The 17,460-nt window shown below is 54.0% G+C and carries 22 protein-coding genes; 19 read left to right on the top strand and 3 right to left on the bottom strand.

Annotation, left to right across the window (positions count from 1 at the left end; all coding sequences use genetic code 11):
• Positions 1-892: 892 nt before the first annotated feature.
• The 4 genes from NNL35_RS18790 to NNL35_RS18775 all read left to right on the top strand — a co-directional run bounded on the left by NNL35_RS18790 (position 893) and on the right by NNL35_RS18775 (position 3,150).
• Entirely contained in the window at positions 893-1,420 is a 528-nt protein-coding gene (locus NNL35_RS18790; RefSeq protein ID WP_006675856.1) for a GNAT family N-acetyltransferase, read from the top strand.
• Positions 1,421-1,477: 57 nt separating this feature from the next.
• Positions 1,478-1,633, top strand: coding sequence for a hypothetical protein (locus NNL35_RS18785; RefSeq protein ID WP_158000431.1), 156 nt, complete (start codon positions 1,478-1,480; stop codon positions 1,631-1,633).
• Between the two features lie 167 nt (positions 1,634-1,800).
• On the top strand, positions 1,801-2,454 hold the full coding sequence (locus NNL35_RS18780; RefSeq protein ID WP_006675857.1) for a hypothetical protein: 654 nt from the start codon (positions 1,801-1,803) through the stop codon (positions 2,452-2,454).
• A gap of 39 nt (positions 2,455-2,493) precedes the next feature.
• Complete coding sequence (locus NNL35_RS18775; protein WP_006675858.1) at positions 2,494-3,150, top strand: Type 1 glutamine amidotransferase-like domain-containing protein; 657 nt, start codon at positions 2,494-2,496, stop codon at positions 3,148-3,150.
• Positions 3,151-3,208: 58 nt separating this feature from the next.
• Here the strand turns inward: NNL35_RS18775 and NNL35_RS18770 are convergent, their stop codons facing one another.
• Together NNL35_RS18770 and NNL35_RS18765 are read right to left on the bottom strand one after the other, a co-directional pair.
• Positions 3,209-3,526, bottom strand: a complete 318-nt coding sequence (locus NNL35_RS18770; RefSeq protein ID WP_006675859.1) for an AzlD domain-containing protein — start codon at positions 3,524-3,526, stop codon at positions 3,209-3,211.
• On the bottom strand, positions 3,523-4,143 hold the full coding sequence (locus NNL35_RS18765; protein ID WP_254553646.1) for an AzlC family ABC transporter permease: 621 nt from the start codon (positions 4,141-4,143) through the stop codon (positions 3,523-3,525). Before NNL35_RS18765 ends, NNL35_RS18770 begins: the two co-directional genes overlap by 4 nt.
• A gap of 240 nt (positions 4,144-4,383) precedes the next feature.
• Between NNL35_RS18765 and NNL35_RS18760 the strand changes: the two genes are divergently transcribed.
• The 4 genes from NNL35_RS18760 (at position 4,384) to NNL35_RS30715 (ending at position 6,517) form a co-directional block, all read left to right on the top strand.
• The gene (locus NNL35_RS18760; RefSeq protein ID WP_006675861.1) at positions 4,384-4,962 is read left to right on the top strand and encodes a helix-turn-helix domain-containing protein; all 579 of its coding nucleotides are present in this window, start codon (positions 4,384-4,386) and stop codon (positions 4,960-4,962) included.
• Positions 4,963-5,049: 87 nt separating this feature from the next.
• Positions 5,050-5,577: an HAD-IIIA family hydrolase gene (locus NNL35_RS18755; protein WP_006675862.1), complete on the top strand. Its 528-nt coding sequence runs from the start codon at positions 5,050-5,052 to the stop codon at positions 5,575-5,577.
• 151 nt (positions 5,578-5,728) lie between these two features.
• Positions 5,729-6,229, top strand: a complete 501-nt coding sequence (locus NNL35_RS30720) for a class I SAM-dependent methyltransferase (RefSeq protein ID WP_420798522.1) — start codon at positions 5,729-5,731, stop codon at positions 6,227-6,229.
• 36 nt (positions 6,230-6,265) lie between these two features.
• Positions 6,266-6,517, top strand: coding sequence for a hypothetical protein (locus NNL35_RS30715; protein WP_420798523.1), 252 nt, complete (start codon positions 6,266-6,268; stop codon positions 6,515-6,517).
• 85 nt (positions 6,518-6,602) lie between these two features.
• On the opposite strand, the gene NNL35_RS18745 is transcribed toward NNL35_RS30715, so the two are convergent.
• Positions 6,603-6,833: a hypothetical protein gene (locus NNL35_RS18745; protein WP_006675863.1), complete on the bottom strand. Its 231-nt coding sequence runs from the start codon at positions 6,831-6,833 to the stop codon at positions 6,603-6,605.
• Positions 6,834-7,109: 276 nt separating this feature from the next.
• Between NNL35_RS18745 and NNL35_RS18740 the strand changes: the two genes are divergently transcribed.
• From NNL35_RS18740 to NNL35_RS18690, 11 genes are all read left to right on the top strand, one after another.
• Entirely contained in the window at positions 7,110-8,543 is a 1,434-nt protein-coding gene (locus NNL35_RS18740) for a GNAT family N-acetyltransferase (protein WP_006675864.1), read from the top strand.
• 68 nt (positions 8,544-8,611) lie between these two features.
• Positions 8,612-9,076: a hypothetical protein gene (locus tag NNL35_RS18735; RefSeq protein ID WP_006675865.1), complete on the top strand. Its 465-nt coding sequence runs from the start codon at positions 8,612-8,614 to the stop codon at positions 9,074-9,076.
• A 162-nt stretch (positions 9,077-9,238) separates the two neighbouring features.
• Entirely contained in the window at positions 9,239-9,823 is a 585-nt protein-coding gene (locus NNL35_RS18730) for an RNA polymerase sigma factor (protein ID WP_006675866.1), read from the top strand.
• The gene (locus NNL35_RS18725) at positions 9,781-10,833 is read left to right on the top strand and encodes a hypothetical protein (protein WP_254553645.1); all 1,053 of its coding nucleotides are present in this window, start codon (positions 9,781-9,783) and stop codon (positions 10,831-10,833) included. The genes NNL35_RS18730 and NNL35_RS18725 overlap by 43 nt, the downstream gene beginning before the upstream one ends.
• Before the next feature lie 123 nt (positions 10,834-10,956).
• A complete protein-coding gene (locus NNL35_RS18720) occupies positions 10,957-11,766 on the top strand; it encodes a DUF4367 domain-containing protein (protein ID WP_254553644.1) in 810 nt (269 codons plus the stop codon).
• Positions 11,767-11,959: 193 nt separating this feature from the next.
• Complete coding sequence (gene murC / locus NNL35_RS18715; protein ID WP_006675869.1) at positions 11,960-13,252, top strand: UDP-N-acetylmuramate--L-alanine ligase; 1,293 nt, start codon at positions 11,960-11,962, stop codon at positions 13,250-13,252.
• A 424-nt stretch (positions 13,253-13,676) separates the two neighbouring features.
• Positions 13,677-14,486: an arylamine N-acetyltransferase gene (locus NNL35_RS18705; protein WP_006675871.1), complete on the top strand. Its 810-nt coding sequence runs from the start codon at positions 13,677-13,679 to the stop codon at positions 14,484-14,486.
• Between the two features lie 11 nt (positions 14,487-14,497).
• Positions 14,498-15,010 carry a DUF6886 family protein gene (locus tag NNL35_RS18700; RefSeq protein ID WP_006675872.1) on the top strand — a complete coding sequence of 171 codons (513 nt, stop codon included), beginning with the start codon at positions 14,498-14,500 and terminating at the stop codon, positions 15,008-15,010.
• Between the two features lie 113 nt (positions 15,011-15,123).
• Positions 15,124-15,411 carry a DUF5316 family protein gene (locus NNL35_RS30710; protein ID WP_006675873.1) on the top strand — a complete coding sequence of 96 codons (288 nt, stop codon included), beginning with the start codon at positions 15,124-15,126 and terminating at the stop codon, positions 15,409-15,411.
• 392 nt (positions 15,412-15,803) lie between these two features.
• Complete coding sequence (locus tag NNL35_RS18695) at positions 15,804-16,730, top strand: metal ABC transporter solute-binding protein, Zn/Mn family (RefSeq protein ID WP_050979379.1); 927 nt, start codon at positions 15,804-15,806, stop codon at positions 16,728-16,730.
• Between the two features lies 1 nt (position 16,731).
• Positions 16,732-17,460, top strand: a complete 729-nt coding sequence (locus NNL35_RS18690; protein ID WP_006675875.1) for a metal ABC transporter ATP-binding protein — start codon at positions 16,732-16,734, stop codon at positions 17,458-17,460.

Here is a 17,460-nt window from a genome sequence, read left to right as displayed (position 1 = left end):
CTGCTTGAGATGGGCAAGGGATGAGACGCCCTGCCGACAAATGGGCATGCCGCATGATCGCCCGATCCGGGATGAATCCATCCGGATAAGCGGATCGGAAGGCTTCGCAATGTGGAAGCGTACCTCGAAAAATGGGCAGACCAGTCCTGAGTCCTCTGCACGCCGGCAGAGCCTTTGGCAAAAATCTTCATGTGCGCAAAGTTCGAACTCAGATGTACTGATCTACCACACGTAATCCTCCTTCCCTGATGATGGCGGGCCATTCCATGGCTCACAGAACGCAAAAAAACACAGGCATGACATCTGCCTGTGTGACTGTTCGGAAGAGGACAAGGGAACAAACCGTAAGGAAGCAATGCCTCCTTGCCGGTTAGATCGGGCCTAATCATCGGATGCGCATGGAATGCTAACGGCAGGGAGCTTAAGGCTCACCTGTCCGATCAACGCTTCTGTTCATCCTGTATAAGATTACGATTTGGGTTACCTTGAAAATGGCAGACCAATCCCGAGTCCTCTGCCGCAGGCAGAGTCTTTGCATTATCCGATTAGATGCAAAAAGAAAAAACTCGGTTGTTATCTACCACACGTAACCCTCCATTCTTGAAATTACTCCCAACTTATCACATAAATTTGGTTTTGGCAAATCTTTTTGGTGCTGTTAACTTGGCAGGGGCCGTGGTAAGATAAAGAAGTCTGATCCAATATAAGCCAATCATGCTGGAATCTATAGGAACGAGCGGGGCTTGCTCGTCCTGTTTATTATAAGCGGCGTCATGGTGTAGATTACGTGCCGCCATTATTTCGTAGAGGAGTTGGTTTGCATTCTGCAGTGAACAAGAGGAAGGATCATGTTCATGAAGAGAAGAGAGAAAAACAAGGGAGGATGCAAATCATGATTAGCATCAGAGAGATGGAGCTCGAGGAATACCGCAAAATTAAAGAGATTGACCGTTCCGAGCAGATAAATTTGATTTACGTCAATCAAGGGGATTCGATCGTAGAACAGTCGGCGGGCCATGAATGCCCGACATGGAATCAGGCTGAATTGAAGGAGCTGGAAGAGAGATTCCAGTATGAGCTGAAGCATGGCGGTTTGGCGATTGGCGCTTTTGACGGGGACAAGCTGGCCGGATTCGGTGTACTGGCCCATCGATTAAGAGGTCCCGACAATGATCGGATTCAGGTCGATCTGATGTATGTATCCAGAGCATACCGCCGGCAAGGCATCGGAACCCGGATTATTCAGCTGCTGTCGGAGGAGGCGAAGCGCCGCGGAGCGAAATATTTATATCTTTCCTCGACGGAGACCGAATCTGCAGTCCAGTTCTATCAATCCTGCGGCAGCAAGCTGACTCAGGATAAAGATCCCGAGCTGTTCGAGAAAGAACCTCATGATATCCATATGATTATTACGCTATAACCCCGCCGGATTGGGCTGGAGCGCGCAGGGGCAGACTCAGGCGACGAGAATAAATATGTGGATGATCTGAGGGAGCTGCTGCGGGCTCTCCGCCTCGAGCCGATGACCCGATGGGGATACTTGTTATCCCCATTGGGCATTCCCCGCCTGATGAAGCTGTATATCGGGGCGCAGCGCTTACCGCGGGCATTCCATCCCTATTTATCAGCCTGACGCCGTCGTGAAGGCGGTCATGGAAATATGCAATCAGGCCGGATGGAACGTCCGCCGGTCTGCCCCGGCCAGCGATATGGATGTTGAAAGAGAGCCTTCTAATAGGCTCTTTTTTCTGATATGGTAAAGAAAGACAGCGGTTGCAAACAAGGGGGAAGGAGGGACATATGGGCAGGACAGTCAAGCTATTCATTACGATGCTAGCCTTCTCAGTGCTGTTCCTGAGCTGCCGTTCAACGCAGCCGGAAATGGGAAGCGGCATCATCGCGGAGGTGAAGAAGGAGGAGGATATCGCCTATACCCGCACATTTGAGGAGCTTCGTCTCGGTCATCTCTTCAACTTCGATCTTAATCTGCCGCAGGCCGATCGAAGCTGGGTGACGCTATGGGTGGAAGGATACCGTAGAGGGCAGCCGCTTCTGACCGGACAGCAGCCGCTGGCCGAGTTATCCTTCGGCGCCTTTCCCGGGGAACGGGAACAAGGGCCAATGGGCTTCGCCATGATCGATGCGAAGGAAGGGGAGACGGAGCGCAGCTGCCTGTTCCTCTATGCGCCCAGCGTGCGTACCGGCAATATCACCGTCGAATTGCTGGAGGGCCAGGCGAACACGGTCACGGCAACGATGCGGGAGTACACGATAGGTGACGAACCGGTGCGGCTGCAGTCCGGCGAGACCCGGTTATTAGCCATATACAGACTCATCGATTCCCATTTGATCCCGACAATGGATACAACGAATGAGGAAGAGATTCGGCAGGCGATGGACACGGATGCCGCCATTTTGCTGTTGAAAATCAAGGTTGAGCGGAAGGAGCCATAATATCGTAATCATCTCGCGGACAAGAAAGGAGTAGTTGGAATGAAGGATCGTCATCTGTTTCTATTTGGCGGAGGACCGCCGTTCGGGGAAGAGCTGGGAAGGAAGTTCGCGGCAATCGCTTCAGCCAGGAAGGGCAAGACAGCGATATTATTCATCGAGAGAGACGGATGGCGAGAGTATATGCCTCTCTACACAGAGGTGATCGAACGGACCGGATTGACCGAATTTATGTATTTGGCGCTAACTCCCCAACCTTCGCGCACGGCGATCGAGCAGTTGCTCGGCTGCAACGGAATCGTCATCTGCGGCGGGGATACGGAGCGGTACCGGAGTCATATCGTCGGTACGGTGCTGGGGAGCGTTATCCAGGACATGTACGGCAAGGGCGTCCCGGTGGCGGGCTTTTCCGCCGGCGCCTTGATCAGCCCGGCCGATTGCGTCATCCCGGCGATCGATAACGCCAGCAATACGAATCTGTTCCTTCAAGGATTGGGCTTGCTTCGCAATGCGGTAATCAGCGTCCATTACACGCAATGGAATGAGGAGGAGAACCTGAAGGCAGCGGTTCTGCGGACCGGGGCATCCATTGGGTACGGGCTGGATGACGGCACAGGCGTGCATTTCATGAACGAAGAGCCTGTGCAATCGGAAGGCGAGGGGCTGTACCGCTTCGCCCGACAGGATCTGCAATCGTAGGAACAGCTACAAGCGCATTCCTGCTGGAATGCGCTTGAATCGGAACGCGGCCGCTGAACTATATGAGCCGCAGCAGCGCAATGACGAGCACGCCGGCGACCATGGCCCAGAGCGGGCTTTTGCTAAGCCAGGCGGTCAGGCTGGTCACGACGACCGCTACATAATACATCCATTCGATCTGGCCGTCGACGGTCGGGTGATAGAAGATGGCTGGAGCGACGAGCGCGGCGAATACACCGATCGGCACATAGCGGAAGCCGCGTTCGATGCCGGGCGACATCTTGATGTACCGGGCGAGCGCCATGCTCGGATACCGCGTCAGGTAGGTCGCTGCGGCGGCAACGCAGATGACGATAAGGATCGGCAGCGAGATCATTTGGCATACACTCCTACGGCAAATGCGGCCGCCGCTCCGGCGAACACCGCTCCGGACGTGCCGAACCAAGGATAGGCCAGCACGGAGGCGGCAATCGCGAGTCCGGCTGCCGCGGCGTGGCTGCGTCGCTTGAGCATGACGACAAGCAGGCCGAGGAAGGCTGCCGTGAAGGCGAAGTCCAGGCCGAACCGGGCAGGATCCTGGATGAATCCACCGATCTGGTACCCGACAGCCGAGCTCAGAACCCATGACAGGAATACGGTGCAGCCAGCGCCTGCGACGTAGCCGACACTGAGCTTGCCGCGCTGCGCCTCCATCATGGACACGCTGTAGCTCTCGTCCGTAATGATGTGGCACAGCCAGAGCGGCTGTCCCCGGCGGCATGATTCAAGCTCGCGGCCCACGGACAAGGTATAAATGATATAACGGGCATTGATTAGAAACGTGCTGAGCGCAATCGTCCACAGGGCCGCATCCTGCTGGAGTAAGGACAGGATCGTGAATTGCCCCGCGCCAGACACGACAAAAAAGGACATCGCAATCGTCTCCAACCATGTGAAATGATTGGCGTTGTTGGCCAGCGCGCCGAACGCAAGACCATACGTGAACACGCTCACCGCAAGCGGAAATACATCGAAAACGGCTTTCGTAAACCCTTTTCGCAGTGGTATAGTCTTTGGTATTGTGGATGATACATAGCCCGACATTCCGGTATGCTCCTCTAATATGTTATCGTAAGTCCCGAGATATAATATAACATACCGGCAGGCGGAATCAACTACTTTTCTGTCTAATTTTTGTCATGTTATTGTGAAAGTGTTTGAATTTTGAACATCTCTGCATCTTGGGAGGAAGCTATGGAAAAAGATTTAATCTCAGATCGGATCGGCAAGCGTCTTCGTCACTATCGGCAGCAGTTGAACCTGACGCTGGATGATCTGGCGGAGCTAACGGGCGTAAGCAAGCCAATGCTTGGCCAGATTGAGCGCGGCAGCTCGAACCCGACGGTCGCTACGCTGTGGAAGATTGCTTCCGGCTTACAGGTGCCGCTCACGGCGTTCATATTCGAGAATCCGTCCCTGAAAGTGGTGCGGGCGGAGGAACAGCCCCAGTTCCGAGAAGACAACAAGCGCTTCGAGGCGTACAACACGTATGCGGCGCCTGGCGTCTCGCTGGAGACGTTCCGGGCCCGGCTGCTTCCGGGCTGCTCCTATCAATCGGAGCCGCACGGTCTGGGGGTGATCGAGTCGATCACCGTATTTGAGGGCACGCTGACGATCGAGATCGGGCCGGAGACGAGCACGTTAAGCAAGGGCGATGCCATCTCGTTCTCGGCGGAGACCGGACATATTTACAAAAACAACACCGATGAAATCTGCGAGATCGCCGTATCGATTCTGTATTCTAACGTCTCCAGCCCCAAGACGTCCATTTAGGGCGGGCTGCGCAGCGCTCCCGTCTTGCGCGGAAGTTCGCATGTTCCGGCTCCGAGTACCTTATCCTCTTGCGAAGGAGTGTGTAACATGGGCGAAATGCAGGCCGTATTTATCGATCGGGACGGCACCTTGGGAGGCACGGGCCACTTTATTCATCCGAGAGACTTTACGCTGTACCCGCGCGCATTAGAAGCGATCGCATTATTAAAAGGGTCCGGGCTGCGAATCTTCGCGTTTACGAACCAGCACCGGATTGCAAGAGGAGAAGCCGCGATCGAGGAATTCGAAGAGCAATTCCGGACGTACGGCTTCGATCAAGCCTATATTTGCCCGCATAGCTCCGAGGCGGGCTGCGCCTGCAGGAAGCCGGGCATCGGCATGCTGCTTCAAGCCGCCGCAGAGCACGGACTCGATCTGGCGAGATGTGCCGTCATCGGCGATGTCGGCGACACAGACATGATCGCGGCCCATAGGGCCGGAGCGCTCAAAATTTTGGTTCGAACCGGCTGGGGCGAGGGGTCGCTGACCGAATTCAAGCACAGATGGCCGGATATCGAACCCGATTATATCGCCGCTGAAATATGGGAGGCGGCGAGGTATCTAATCAATCGATAGGCAGGGAATAACCAAGCAACTCTCCATTCATGCAGATATCCTATAATACGTTACCGTACCGTTATCCAATCCGAAGGCCGAGGTGATTCCATTGTTCAATTCTGTCTCCACAATCGCATAACATCGAACGGACTAGGATGGAGGATGTCGAATGGAGACGACACAAGGCAATCAAGCATCATGGAATGCCCATGCCTATCAAGCATGGCTGAATCGCTTCGGTAAGCCGGAAGAAGCGGCGGCCCGGATCAAAAAAGACCCGGCGAAGCGGATCGGAGAATTATATAAACATGCAGGAGATATTCGACAGAAGAGGATCATCAATCTTCTCGGTTCAAACGGCAGCAAAGCGGTGGCCCTTGCCTTGCTGGGGGCGGAGGTCACGATCGTCGATTTCTCAACAGACAACGAGCGCTATGCGAAGGAGCTGGCTGCGGAAGCGGGCGTCCGCATTCAATATATCGTCGCCGACGTGCTGCATCTGCCCGCTTGTGAGCTGACGCAATCATACGATATCGTGCTGATGGAACAGGGGATTCTGCATTATTTCCAGGATCTGCGTCCTCTGTTCGGAGTGGTCTCCTGCCTGTTGGCCCGGGGAGGCTGGCTGATTCTGCAGGATTTCCATCCCGTATCGACGAAGCTGATATAATCCAGAGGAACGACCGCGAATATACGTAAGCATAAAGTGACGGGAGATTACTTCGATACGTCGCTGATTGAAAAAGAAGTCGCCTATACCAAATATCTGGATAGGGGCGCTGTCCCGGATACAACCCGCAAGGTGCGGCTGCGGAACTGGACATTGGGCGAAATCGTGACCTCGATCGCGGCGGAAGGGCTTTACGTGAAGTCGTTGGAGGAACTTCCGAACCTCTCTTGCGATGTTTTCGATAAGGGCATACCGAAGTCTTATATCATCATGGCGGTTAAGTTCTAGCGTCGGAAGCGCATCCATGCCTGTTCACGCAGAGCTTCTTCATAGGGCAAGCAACTGGCCCGGCAGCATGCCGGGCCTTGTCGCGTTACAGCAATGCGATGGCAAGCAGGACGAATAAGCTGAGTGTGATGATATCGTTGCTGTAAGAGTAGGGGTAGAATCCGGAAGTCTTGACTTTGCCGCCTCTCGTCTCAGGACGCAAATAGACATTCTCTCTATCCACATTCACAATCGTTCCGACATATTCTTTGCGGTCCACGGTTAGAATGCGGACTTTTTTGTTCATGCAATATAAGCAATTATAATAAGCTTCCATTGGTGCTCCCCTCCTTTATCATTACACTATGATGCGCGTGCCGGGGAGGCACGGCGAATTTACACCCCGGCTTGAGGATATTGCCAGGGCTTGATTTCGCTTGGGGTGCTGAGAACCGGAGCAACGCGTCAAGCCGATCGACAAGATTGAAGCGTGCCTGAACTGCGGCAGAAAAATCATTAATGATCATAATTATTAATTACGTTAAATAAAATGGAGGAATGATTCTGCTGCCGGATCAGCAGTGCATTCCACGATAAGGAGGTTCGTTGCGCGATGAGGATAAGAACCGCTTCCGCAGACGATGCGGCAGCCATCGCTGGGGTTCATGTGGCTAGCTGGCTGACTACATACTCGGGCTTGGTGTCGGAAAAATATCTCCAATCCCTGCGCGTAGAGCGCCGCAGGAAGATATGGGACAGCATATTGACGCAATTGCCCCCCGATCAGACGCTTATCGTCGCCGAGACGGAGGAGCAGGGGATCGTCGGCTTCCTTCATGCCGGCAGCAGCCGGGAGCCGGAGTGGGGTTATGACTATGAAATCTACGCCTTCTATTTATTGGCGGATGTCCAGGGCAGAGGCTTGGGCCGAAATCTGTTCGGGCGGATGGCGGCCGAGATGAGAGCGAGGGGGCGAACCTCGCTGCATTTATGGGTGCTGGAAGGGAATCCGGCCATTGCCTTTTACGAGAAGATGGGCGGCAGGGCGCGGCATACGAAAGAGATACAGATTGGAGAAGACAGGCATACCGAGATTGCGATGGTATGGGATCAGGTGCGTCAGACCGGCGATGAAGCAGCGATCGTTTCTTCCGCGGCCGAATGCGCCCGCGTGTTCCCGGACAAGCGCACGCTTGCTTCGTTCATCGCGGGCTTGAATCGGGATCCGAAGCATCATATCGGTTATTGCGGGGAGGATGCGGATGAGATCGAGCATACGCTGGAGCATGAATTCTCCGCTCTGGATGCATCATTCGCCGTACAGATGGAACGAGGCGAGCTGATTGGAGCGCTTGGGTTCGATATCGATGCGGGCGGCCGATCTGCGGAAATATGGGGGCCGTTCCTGAGCTGTCCGCAGGATGAATGGCAGCAGCGAGCGATGCAGCTATGGAACCGAATGAAGAATGAACTGGAGTATCAGGTAGATACGTTTTACGGCTTTTATCATGAGATGAACCGGAATGCCCAGCAATGGATGCTGCAGCTTGGGGCGGAGTTGAAGAGTACGGAGGTGGTGCTCAAGGCAGAGCGGCCGCTCCCTCTCAGCCATGCGCCCCCCTCCGTGCGGGAACTGTCACCGCTCCGCTCAGGCGAATTCCTTCGCCTGCATGAGGCCGCATTTCCCGGAACGTACCGGAGCGGCCCGGACATATTGGAACGAATGAACGCAAATTATCGCGTCTTTATGTATGAAGACGAGAATGGCCTGCAAGGTTATATTTACGTGGAGCGGGAGCCGGAGTTCGGCGAAGGCCGGATTGAGTTCATTGCCGTCGCCCCTTCGGCACGGGGGAGAGGAATCGGGCAGGCGCTGCTCCAGCGGGGGCTGGGTTATTTGTTCGAAGACCCTCGGATCGAAAATATTACGCTGTGCGTTCGGGCAGACAACGAGCAGGCGCTGCGTTTGTATCGCAAAGCCGGATTCCATGAATTGCACCGGCTTCGCTTTTATACGATTGCGGCTGCCAATTGGACAAGCGAATGAGGGGGGAGCGGCCCTCATCCCGCTAGCCGCGATAATGGATTCTAAAAAGCAGACGGGAGGAAGGAAGCATGACATTACCAATTAGCGAAGTGCAGCTTGCGGACATGAGCGGCATTGAGGTGAAGTATTATATCGGAGCGGCGGCGAACCGCACCTATGATAAGATCCTGCTTATTGCTTATGCCGGCCAATACGGCTTCGGCTCCTCCGGCAACAGCGATGCGAGATTCATGAGTGCGATGGGAGTCGCCGCGATGGAGGCATGGGATCCGAGCGGCGTCATTCTCGACTGGTCGGAGCTGCATTATGAGTGGGGGGATATGCTGGACATCGTACTGGATATCGGGAGCGCCAAGGATGTGGAGGAGCCCTTTCCGCTGGCCGTCATTGTCGGACCGCATTGCGAGGAAGCGGTCAGAACCCTGCTGCTCGGCATTCACAGCACCGAATCGCTCGACAAGTTCGATTGGGTTCATCGGGACAGGGAGAGCGCCTGGCGCTACATCGAAGCGCAGCTCGCGGCATACGCTTAGCGTTCCATCGGGAGTGCCGTCAAGCCGGCGGTCCGAGGTTCCTGTCCGGCTTTCTCCAGCGTGAATCTCTCGCCGAATGAAGCCCGGAAAATAATTGGCCAGGATATGTCCCTTTTTCCTTCGCTGAAGTGTTATAGCAAGGTAGAGAGGAGGGTCTAATTTGTGGACGGCATCGAAGAGAAGGTCATTCAAGTTCAGGCCGGGAACGTGCATGAGTATGCCTGCATTGTAGAGAGGTTCCAGGAGCCGCTCTACCGGTATTGCACCCGCTTGCTCGGGAACCGGCAGGAAGCGGAGGATGCGGTGCAGGAGGTGCTGGTCAAGGCGTATGAGAAAATCCATCTGTACCAACCGCTGGCCAGCTTCTCTTCCTGGTTGTATAAACTCGCGTATCACCACTGTCTCAATCTGCTGCGGCGCCGCCAGCTTCAGCACAAGATCATGTGGTTCTTCCGCCAGGATGACCTGGCGCCGAGCGCAGAACAGGCGATGACGGACGAACTGTTCGACGAGCCGCTGGCATCGGCCTGGCTCTCCTTGTCGGGCGAGGAGCGCAGTCTGGTCGTGCTGCGCGTCTTCGAGGAGAAGTCGTTCGAAGAGATTGGGGCCATCATGAATAAGAACAAGGAAGCCGTGAAAAAGAGATTTGGAAGGGTCAGACAGAAGTTAAAGAGCGTAATGGGTAAAAGCGAGGTGAGCGAGACATGCGTCAATGCCGCGGCGGCCTTGCAGATGAGAAGAAGATAGCCAGTTGCCTGAAGCCGGATCCGGCCGCTTCTTCCTTCAATGTGCGCGAGCAGGTAATGGAACGGGTCTACCGGATACATAAGGAGAGCCATGCCAAGGGAAGTGGAGCCCGCCGGATGACCCGCAGGACATTCATAATCGTGACGGGCATTATCGTGGCATTGACCTCACTTACCGGCTTTGCCGCAACCCGATATTTTCAGATCACTAATGAAAAAGGAAGAGTGCTGATTCAAACAAAGTCGTACGAAGACGAGGCAAAGAGGAACCGTAAATATCAATACTATCAAAACAAGCTGTCAAGGCAGCTTGAGAAGTACGAGCCGCAAATAGAGAAACTGAAGGAGCAGCTTCGTCCCGGGGAAATTATCGCTTATTATATGGACGATGACGTTATAAATACGCTGGATACGTCGGGCAAAGCCAAATTTGCGTATAAGCCGCTGAAATATACAGATTACGGCCAATATATCTCGCGCGTAACCGAGGAGAAGAAAACGCGACCGGTTATTCCGGAGCGGCTGACGGATACCCTTGTCTTTGAAGAAGGAATTCTGAACCCCGATTTCATGTTTGGCAAGGATGTCCACGAGAACTTCGCGGAACGGATGAAGCTGGCCGAAGAGTTCGAACAGGAAGCCAAAAAGGCAAAGGGCAATCAGAAAATTTTTACGAAGAAGATGCCTTGGATTGTTGGGGAAGAAGGAACCCTCAGCGTGCTCTATGGCGACGGACAAAGCTCGTTGCGGCTTAATGTCAGCAAATTATCAAGTACTGGGAAGGTGCAAACCTACCCTACTGACGGAACGAAAGTCGACATAATTGAGCTTAACGGCCAAGAGATACTTTTCCATGATGAATCCAAATCAAAGAAATCCCGCCTGAACTACATGGCGCTCTGGTATGACGAAAAGAGCAAGTACACCTATACGCTTATAGAGAATAAAGAGAGCAAGCTGTCCAAAAAAGAATTCGTGCAGGCGCTGGAAGCGCTCGTCATCAAGCCATAATCCCTCCCCTTCAAGAAGGCCGTAATCGCGGGCCTTTTTCTTGTCAATGTCCCTTTTGCGCAGCCAGATTGGTTATACTGATGAGCGAATTCGAAAGGGCAATGCCCGAAAGGAGATTAAGGAATGTTAACTAAGAAAAACATTGCTGCCGCGATCTCAGGTTTGATGCTGCTAGGAGCACTCTCATCCGGAGTGACAGCCGCGGCTCCCGCAGCGGCGTCGGCCGCAGCGAACAAGATGGAAGCGCCTGCCGTGAAGAAAGCCAAATGGGAAACGGTGGATGAAGCGCTCAATTGGATGAAGAAGAACAAAAAGTCGGAACAATTGCTGGCACTCTATGATCCTGCCGACGGACTGGTCTTGTTTTATGAAGGCGTGTATAAGCTAAAGACCTACAAAGAATTTACGAGGAAGCAAGCCCAATACAATGGCCCGGCTATCCCGGAACCCGACGCTCTGCCGGACGGCTACCGGTTCAAGTTCGGGACGGTTCATTCTCAACATCCTCAATTGTTCAGCAAGGAGTACAAGCAGCTTCAGAAACAACTGAAGAAGGAGGCGGCAGAAAAGGGAGAAATCTATTATTTCAAGGAGCTGAATTGGGATGCGTCCAATCGCTCTGCACTGACCTACGAAAAGGGAAAAAACTATATCTCGATTATCGCGGAATATAACGAAGAGCTTCATGAAGGGGTTACCCAATTGCCGGAGAAGGGAGTAAGCCGGGAAAAGCTCGAAATCGGCGGGACCGAAGCGGTATATGTGACGTATGACGGTAGGAAAAACGGAGCCGATCGTCTGGAATGGAACAGCGGCGACGGCACCGTCAAGTTCCGGATCAATTCATTCGGAAGCGGCTCCGTCAGCAAAGAAGAGATGATGGCCATCGCGGAAACGATCATTTCGGCGCAAGTAAAAAAGAATAAAAAATAATTGTTAGATCAGCTACCGCGAGCACCGGCATTATGCCGGTGTTTTTTTGCATATGAATGGCAAATGAAGGGAATACATTGGAAACGGGAGCGCAATTACGTATAATGTCTGTATGCGCACACGTAGGCAAGCGCATATTTTGGATAAATACATATACTGTACAACATCGTGTAATGGTTACAGGGAGGTCACAATGGGCAGCTATCATTTTATTGGGATAAAAGGAAGCGGAATGAGTGCGTTAGCACAATTGCTGCATGATCTCGGACATCGGGTTCAAGGGGAAGATGTCGAGGAGGCGATTTTTACACAGACCCCTTTGGAGGCACGGAATATCCCAATATACGCTTTCGGTGAGGCGCCGTTGGCGAACGATATGACCGTAATTGCATCGAATGCTTTCGATGATGCGCATTCGAGCTTGGAGCAATGCCGGAGACAGGGGATGACCATCCAGCGGTACCATCATTTTCTGGCGGCTTGGATGAAGGACTATACGAGCATCGCGATCACCGGATCGCATGGCAAGACCACGACGACGGGGATGCTGGTGCATGCGCTCGGATCCTCCTGGCCGACCTGCAGTCTGATTGGAGACGGGACGGGATCCGGCACGGCTGATGCCAGATTTTTCGTCTTCGAGAGCTGTGAATATAAGCGGCATTTCCTGGCCTATCAGCCGGATATCGCCATAATTACGAATATTGATTTTGATCATCCGGATTACTTCCGGGGGGTAGACGATGTGAGACATGCCTTCGAGCAGATGACCGCTACCGTCGGCAAGCAGATCGTCGCTTGCGGAGATGACGAGCAGGTGCGCTTGCTTCAGTCCGCGAAGCCTATCCTCTATTACGGGTTCGGGGATCATAATGAATTGAGGGCTGATTCCATCTCCGTGCATGCCGAAGGCGTCAGCTTCGATGTTATCTGGCAGGGGGCCAAGCTGGATCGGTTCACGATCCCGGTCTATGGGCGCCATAATGTGCTGAATACGCTCGCTGTCATCGGCGTCGGGCTCGTGCTCGGGCTGGATATGGCGGCGATCCGGCAGCGCGTCTCTTCCTTTGGCGGTGTGAAGCGGCGCTTCACGGAAACGGGATGGAAGAGCAATATCGTGATTGATGATTATGCTCACCATCCATCCGAGATTCGGGCGACGCTGGATGCGGCCCGCAGCAAATATCCGGATCGGCGCATCGTCAGCGTGTTCCAGCCGCATACCTTCACCCGCCTGGAACGGTTGATCGATGACTTTGCCGCATCGCTGATCGCCGCGGACGATGTGTTCCTCTGTCCGATTTTCGGCTCTGCGCGCGAGCGGGCCGGAAGCGTGTCGATTGAAAATCTGCGTGATCGGATTCCGCATGCGCAGCTTCTGTCCGAGAGCTCCATCGGTCAACTGGGTTCCTATGAGGATTCGGTGCTCGTCTTCATGGGGGCGGGCGATATCCAGAAGTACCAGAGACGACTTGTGGAGCTATGATGAAGCAGGGCGGATAGGGAACTCCGCCCTGGTTCGATAGGGAAGGAAGAGAAGGGGCATGAACGAAGAGGAAGCTTGGGAGCAGCCCGGCATCGTGTCCCTCTGGGTGGGCCGATGCGACTCGGAACAGGAGCTGGAGCGTTACTTGACGTATACATACACGGCAGCTTCACCCTGAACCGTTCGCGGAGGAGCGGAATACGGTTATTCTGCTGTATAATTTCGCATATCACGGTCAAGTGCGGCATGCCGCGAATGAACGGTTGACCTTCGAGTATATAGGCTCGATCCGGTATGAATGACCTAGGTGGCATCCAGACTCTTTTGTCCCTCGAACGGGATGGAAGAGTCATTTTTGTCAGAAGGGATAAAATGGGATATTGTATAGGAGAAGGGACGAACAAAAATCGAAGGGGGAGATGCAATGGAAGCGGAAGCGCTGGTTGAGCGTTTTTTGGCTTTTGTGGAGGTGCCGCGGGGCGAGGCGGATTTGGCTCTGCTGAACAAGCTGATCGATCGGTTCCAGCGGAAGGTGCGATGGGAGAACTTGACCAAGATCATAGATTACGAGACGGGCGCCGCGAGGAAGCAGTTCATTCCTCCTATCGATGTCTATGTCGATCGTATGGTGACGCATGGGTACGGCGGCACCTGCTGGACGATAGCCATCGGCTTCCACTGGCTGCTGCGGCAGCTGGGCTATAGCGCGCATTATCTGTATATGGACCCGGGGCATCTCTGCTTGCGCGTGGATCTGGATCAGCCGTATTATGTCGATCTCGGTTATGCCGCCCCCTTGTTTCAAGCCTACCCGCTGCATCAGTCGTTCGTTGCGGCGGACGACAGGGAGACCTTCAACTATACCTCGTCGGCGGAAGGAATTACAATCGTTCGGCAGCCGGGCCCGACCAAAACATTAAATCCCGAGCCAGTCCAACTGGAGGATATGGTTCCGTTCATCAACCGTTCGAATGATTGGAACACGTCGCCGATGCTGCGGGAGCTGCTCATATTTGGTTATATCGGAGACATCCCGACATCATTGACGAACGGCACGCTGAAGCAGCATTTCCCGGATCGGAAGATCGAGCAAGAACTGGGGCCGGATGAGCTGAAGTATTGGATTACAGACAAGTTCGGGATGGATTTTGCCTTGTATGACCAAGCCAGCGACATCTTCCGGCGCAGACGGTCTCAACTGGACTGCGCACTGAGACTGACCAGCAGAGAATGAGGAGGGAAGCCATGCTGTACCATTTCAGTGAAGAATCGGACATTAAGCGGTTCGTCCCGAGGGAGAACCCGAATCGCGAAGGTTTTCCTCCGGTCGTATGGGCGATTGATGAGGAGCATCAATTTACTTATTTTTTTCCGAGGAATTGTCCCCGGATTGTCGTCAGGGCCACACCGGATATGAACGAGGAAGACCGGGAACGATTTTTCGGTCAGTCGCTGGCAACTACGATAATTACGATAGAGAGCCGGTGGTACGCCCGCGTCACGGACTGTACGATATACCGGTATTCGTTCGAGGAAGACCTGTTCGAGCTCTATGATGAAACGGCGGGTTACTATATTTCCTCTCATACGATCATTCCCGCAGCCGCAACTCCTGTGAACAGACTTGTCGACAGGCTGCTTGAAATGGGAATCGAGCTCCGCGTGACACCGAATCTGTATCCGCTGCGCGACGCGATTCTTCGCTCCTCCTTCCAAAGCTTCGGCATTCATCGCTTCAATCAGGCCGTCAAGCCGTGACTGCTCTAAAAATATAGGTCGAACCGAATCCGCTCCGTTGCGTATTAACTAGAAAAGATGAATATTGCCGGGACAGATGGGCGACAGCATCAAGGGAGAGGAGCGATGCGGGAATGAAATATTTCGGATTGGCATGTATTATAAGTCTGTTGATTACTGCACTTGCGTATGCGAGGGGCGGCTGGGAACTGGCGGCCGAAGCGAATGCGTGGCCTGGGGGAATCCTGGTGATTCTCGCGGCAATCCTATCCGGGACGCTCGTAAGCGGGGATCGGTCGCGAGCCAACTTCCACTCTAGCTCAACAGAAGAACTGCGCGCCCGTACTCAATGGTCGGGGATTGTGTTCCTAAGTTCGATTCCGTTTTTGGTAGTAACCATCGTATATTTTATAACGAAATAGGCAGTTTGCTATTGCGGCCTTCATTCACGGGAATGAAGGCTTTTTGTCGTTGTGGGGCGAGAGGGTGAAGCAGCGGGAAAAATAATTAATTTCACTAAAATAAGTTGGACAAAGGAAAGTTATAAACGGCTGGTAATGTGGAAAAGTGCCTGTAAGATAAGGATTTTTCATGGGGAAGAAAAATGGATAGCAGCATAAGAAAGCGAAAACAGCTCCAACTCTGGCAAATTGGGCTCTTGACAAATAAACCTTGGGAAACTAATTTTATATTTAGCATTAAAGTTGCACTAGGTGAATATTCTTGCCCGCACGCATACTATAGGTACCAGTGCTGCATGTAAATGATGGAGGAGGAATAGGAAGTGAAGCAGGGCAAAATTCGAGGGAAGCTGATGAGCGTCATGATCTTGGCGCTGTCGATCATTGTATCGGCATGCGGCTCCGGATCAGAGCAACCGACAGCAGCAGCACGGGAAGGGAAAATCAATATCGTTACGACCATCGCCCAAATCGCGGAGCCGGTATCGGTCATCGGCGGGGACCGGGTGAACGTGCAGAGCTTAATGGGCCCGGGGGTAGACCCGCATCTGTACAATGCCACACAGGGAGATATTCAGAAGCTGGAAAGCGGGGATATCGTGCTGTACAGCGGCCTGAATCTGGAAGGCAATATGGGAGAGGTCTTCGAGCAAATCGGCAAAAAGAGGCCTGTACGGGCCGTGGCGGAAGCGATCCCAGCCGAACGCTTGTTGAAGGACGATGCGGGGGCAATCGATCCGCACGTCTGGTTCGATATCGAACTGTGGAAGCTGGCGCTCGGCGCGGCGACCGAGGAGTTGAAGCGGTATTCGCCAGACGATGCCGATTATTTCGAGGCGAACAAGGCGAAGTATTTCGAGCAGTTGGATGCGCTTCAGGAGGAATCGAAGGGCAAGCTGGCGCTCATCCCGAAGGAGAAGCGCGTCCTCGTCACGGCGCATGACGCGTTCGGCTACTTCGGGCGCATGCACGACGTGGAGGTGGTCGGTCTCCAGGGGCTGAGCACGGAGGACGAGATCGGCATCTCCGATATCGACGATACGATTGCGATATTGCTGGAATACCGGATTCCTGCGGTGTTTGTCGAGAGCAGCATCAACCAGAGCTCGATCAAAGCCGTCATCGAAGGAGTGGCGAGCAAGGGGCTTCAGGTCAAGCTGGGCGGGGAGCTCTTCTCGGACGCAATGGGCGATGCGGGTACGCCGGAAGGTACATATCTCGGAATGTACCGCCACAATGTGGAGACGATCTATCACGCATTGACAGAGAGAGGTGAGTAATATGTCCGTTCTGAACGTGCAGGGCGTAACGGCATCTTACCGCAAAAATCAAGTGCTTCACGATGTCGCCTTTGAAGTGAAGCAAGGCTCGTTGACCGGAATTGTCGGCCCGAACGGGGCAGGGAAGTCGACGCTGCTCAAGGTGATGCTGGAGCTGCACCCGAAGCTGTCCGGCACCGTCTCCTTCTTCGGATCGACCTTGGCGAAGATGAAGACGCGAGTGGGCTATGTGCCGCAGCGCGGATCGGTCGACTGGGATTTCCCGACCAATGCGCTGGATGTGGTGCTGATGGGCTTGTACGGACGGATCGGCTGGCTCCGATGGCCGGGCCGCCGCCATCGGGAGCTGGCGATGGAATCGTTGGCGAAGATGGGAATGGCCGATTATGCGGAACGCCAAATCAGTCAATTGTCCGGCGGCCAGCAGCAGCGGGTGTTCCTCGCGCGGGCGCTGGTCCAGGATGCGGATCTGTACTTCATGGATGAACCGCTGGCCGGCGTCGACGCCGCGACGGAGACGGCGATTATGACGACGCTCAAGGAATTGAAGCTGTCCGGGAAGACCGTAATGGTCGTGCATCACGATCTGCAGACGGTAGAAGACTATTTCGACCATGTTCTGCTGCTCAACCGGACAGTTGTCGCTCATGGCAAGACCGGGAAGGTCTTCACCAGGGATAATGTCCACCGCGCCTACGGCGGAGCGCTGCGCTGGATGAAGGAGGCTTAA

This window comes from Paenibacillus dendritiformis (assembly GCF_945605565.1).
Taxonomy (GTDB): domain Bacteria; phylum Bacillota; class Bacilli; order Paenibacillales; family Paenibacillaceae; genus Paenibacillus_B; species Paenibacillus_B dendritiformis_A.
This window is presented reverse-complemented; position numbering and strand designations above follow the sequence as displayed.

Excerpts from the sequence above, each read along its gene's own strand:
- NNL35_RS18720 (WP_254553644.1), top strand. The coding sequence starts at position 10,957 with ATGTTAACTAAGAAAAACATTGCTGCCGCGATCTCAGGTTTGATGCTG.
- NNL35_RS18695 (WP_050979379.1), top strand. The coding sequence starts at position 15,804 with ATGAGCGTCATGATCTTGGCGCTGTCGATCATTGTATCGGCATGCGGC.
- NNL35_RS18705 (WP_006675871.1), top strand. The coding sequence starts at position 13,677 with ATGGAAGCGGAAGCGCTGGTTGAGCGTTTTTTGGCTTTTGTGGAGGTG.
- NNL35_RS18770 (WP_006675859.1), bottom strand. The coding sequence starts at position 3,526 with ATGATCTCGCTGCCGATCCTTATCGTCATCTGCGTTGCCGCCGCAGCG.
- NNL35_RS18755 (WP_006675862.1), top strand. The coding sequence starts at position 5,050 with ATGGGCGAAATGCAGGCCGTATTTATCGATCGGGACGGCACCTTGGGA.
- NNL35_RS18725 (WP_254553645.1), top strand. The coding sequence starts at position 9,781 with ATGCGTCAATGCCGCGGCGGCCTTGCAGATGAGAAGAAGATAGCCAGT.
- NNL35_RS18740 (WP_006675864.1), top strand. The coding sequence starts at position 7,110 with ATGAGGATAAGAACCGCTTCCGCAGACGATGCGGCAGCCATCGCTGGG.
- NNL35_RS18780 (WP_006675857.1), top strand. The coding sequence starts at position 1,801 with ATGGGCAGGACAGTCAAGCTATTCATTACGATGCTAGCCTTCTCAGTG.
- NNL35_RS18690 (WP_006675875.1), top strand. The coding sequence starts at position 16,732 with ATGTCCGTTCTGAACGTGCAGGGCGTAACGGCATCTTACCGCAAAAAT.
- NNL35_RS18700 (WP_006675872.1), top strand. The coding sequence starts at position 14,498 with ATGCTGTACCATTTCAGTGAAGAATCGGACATTAAGCGGTTCGTCCCG.
- NNL35_RS18775 (WP_006675858.1), top strand. The coding sequence starts at position 2,494 with ATGAAGGATCGTCATCTGTTTCTATTTGGCGGAGGACCGCCGTTCGGG.
- NNL35_RS18760 (WP_006675861.1), top strand. The coding sequence starts at position 4,384 with ATGGAAAAAGATTTAATCTCAGATCGGATCGGCAAGCGTCTTCGTCAC.
- murC (WP_006675869.1), top strand. The coding sequence starts at position 11,960 with ATGGGCAGCTATCATTTTATTGGGATAAAAGGAAGCGGAATGAGTGCG.
- NNL35_RS18790 (WP_006675856.1), top strand. The coding sequence starts at position 893 with ATGATTAGCATCAGAGAGATGGAGCTCGAGGAATACCGCAAAATTAAA.
- NNL35_RS18735 (WP_006675865.1), top strand. The coding sequence starts at position 8,612 with ATGACATTACCAATTAGCGAAGTGCAGCTTGCGGACATGAGCGGCATT.
- NNL35_RS30720 (WP_420798522.1), top strand. The coding sequence starts at position 5,729 with ATGGAGACGACACAAGGCAATCAAGCATCATGGAATGCCCATGCCTAT.
- NNL35_RS18745 (WP_006675863.1), bottom strand. The coding sequence starts at position 6,833 with ATGGAAGCTTATTATAATTGCTTATATTGCATGAACAAAAAAGTCCGC.
- NNL35_RS30710 (WP_006675873.1), top strand. The coding sequence starts at position 15,124 with ATGAAATATTTCGGATTGGCATGTATTATAAGTCTGTTGATTACTGCA.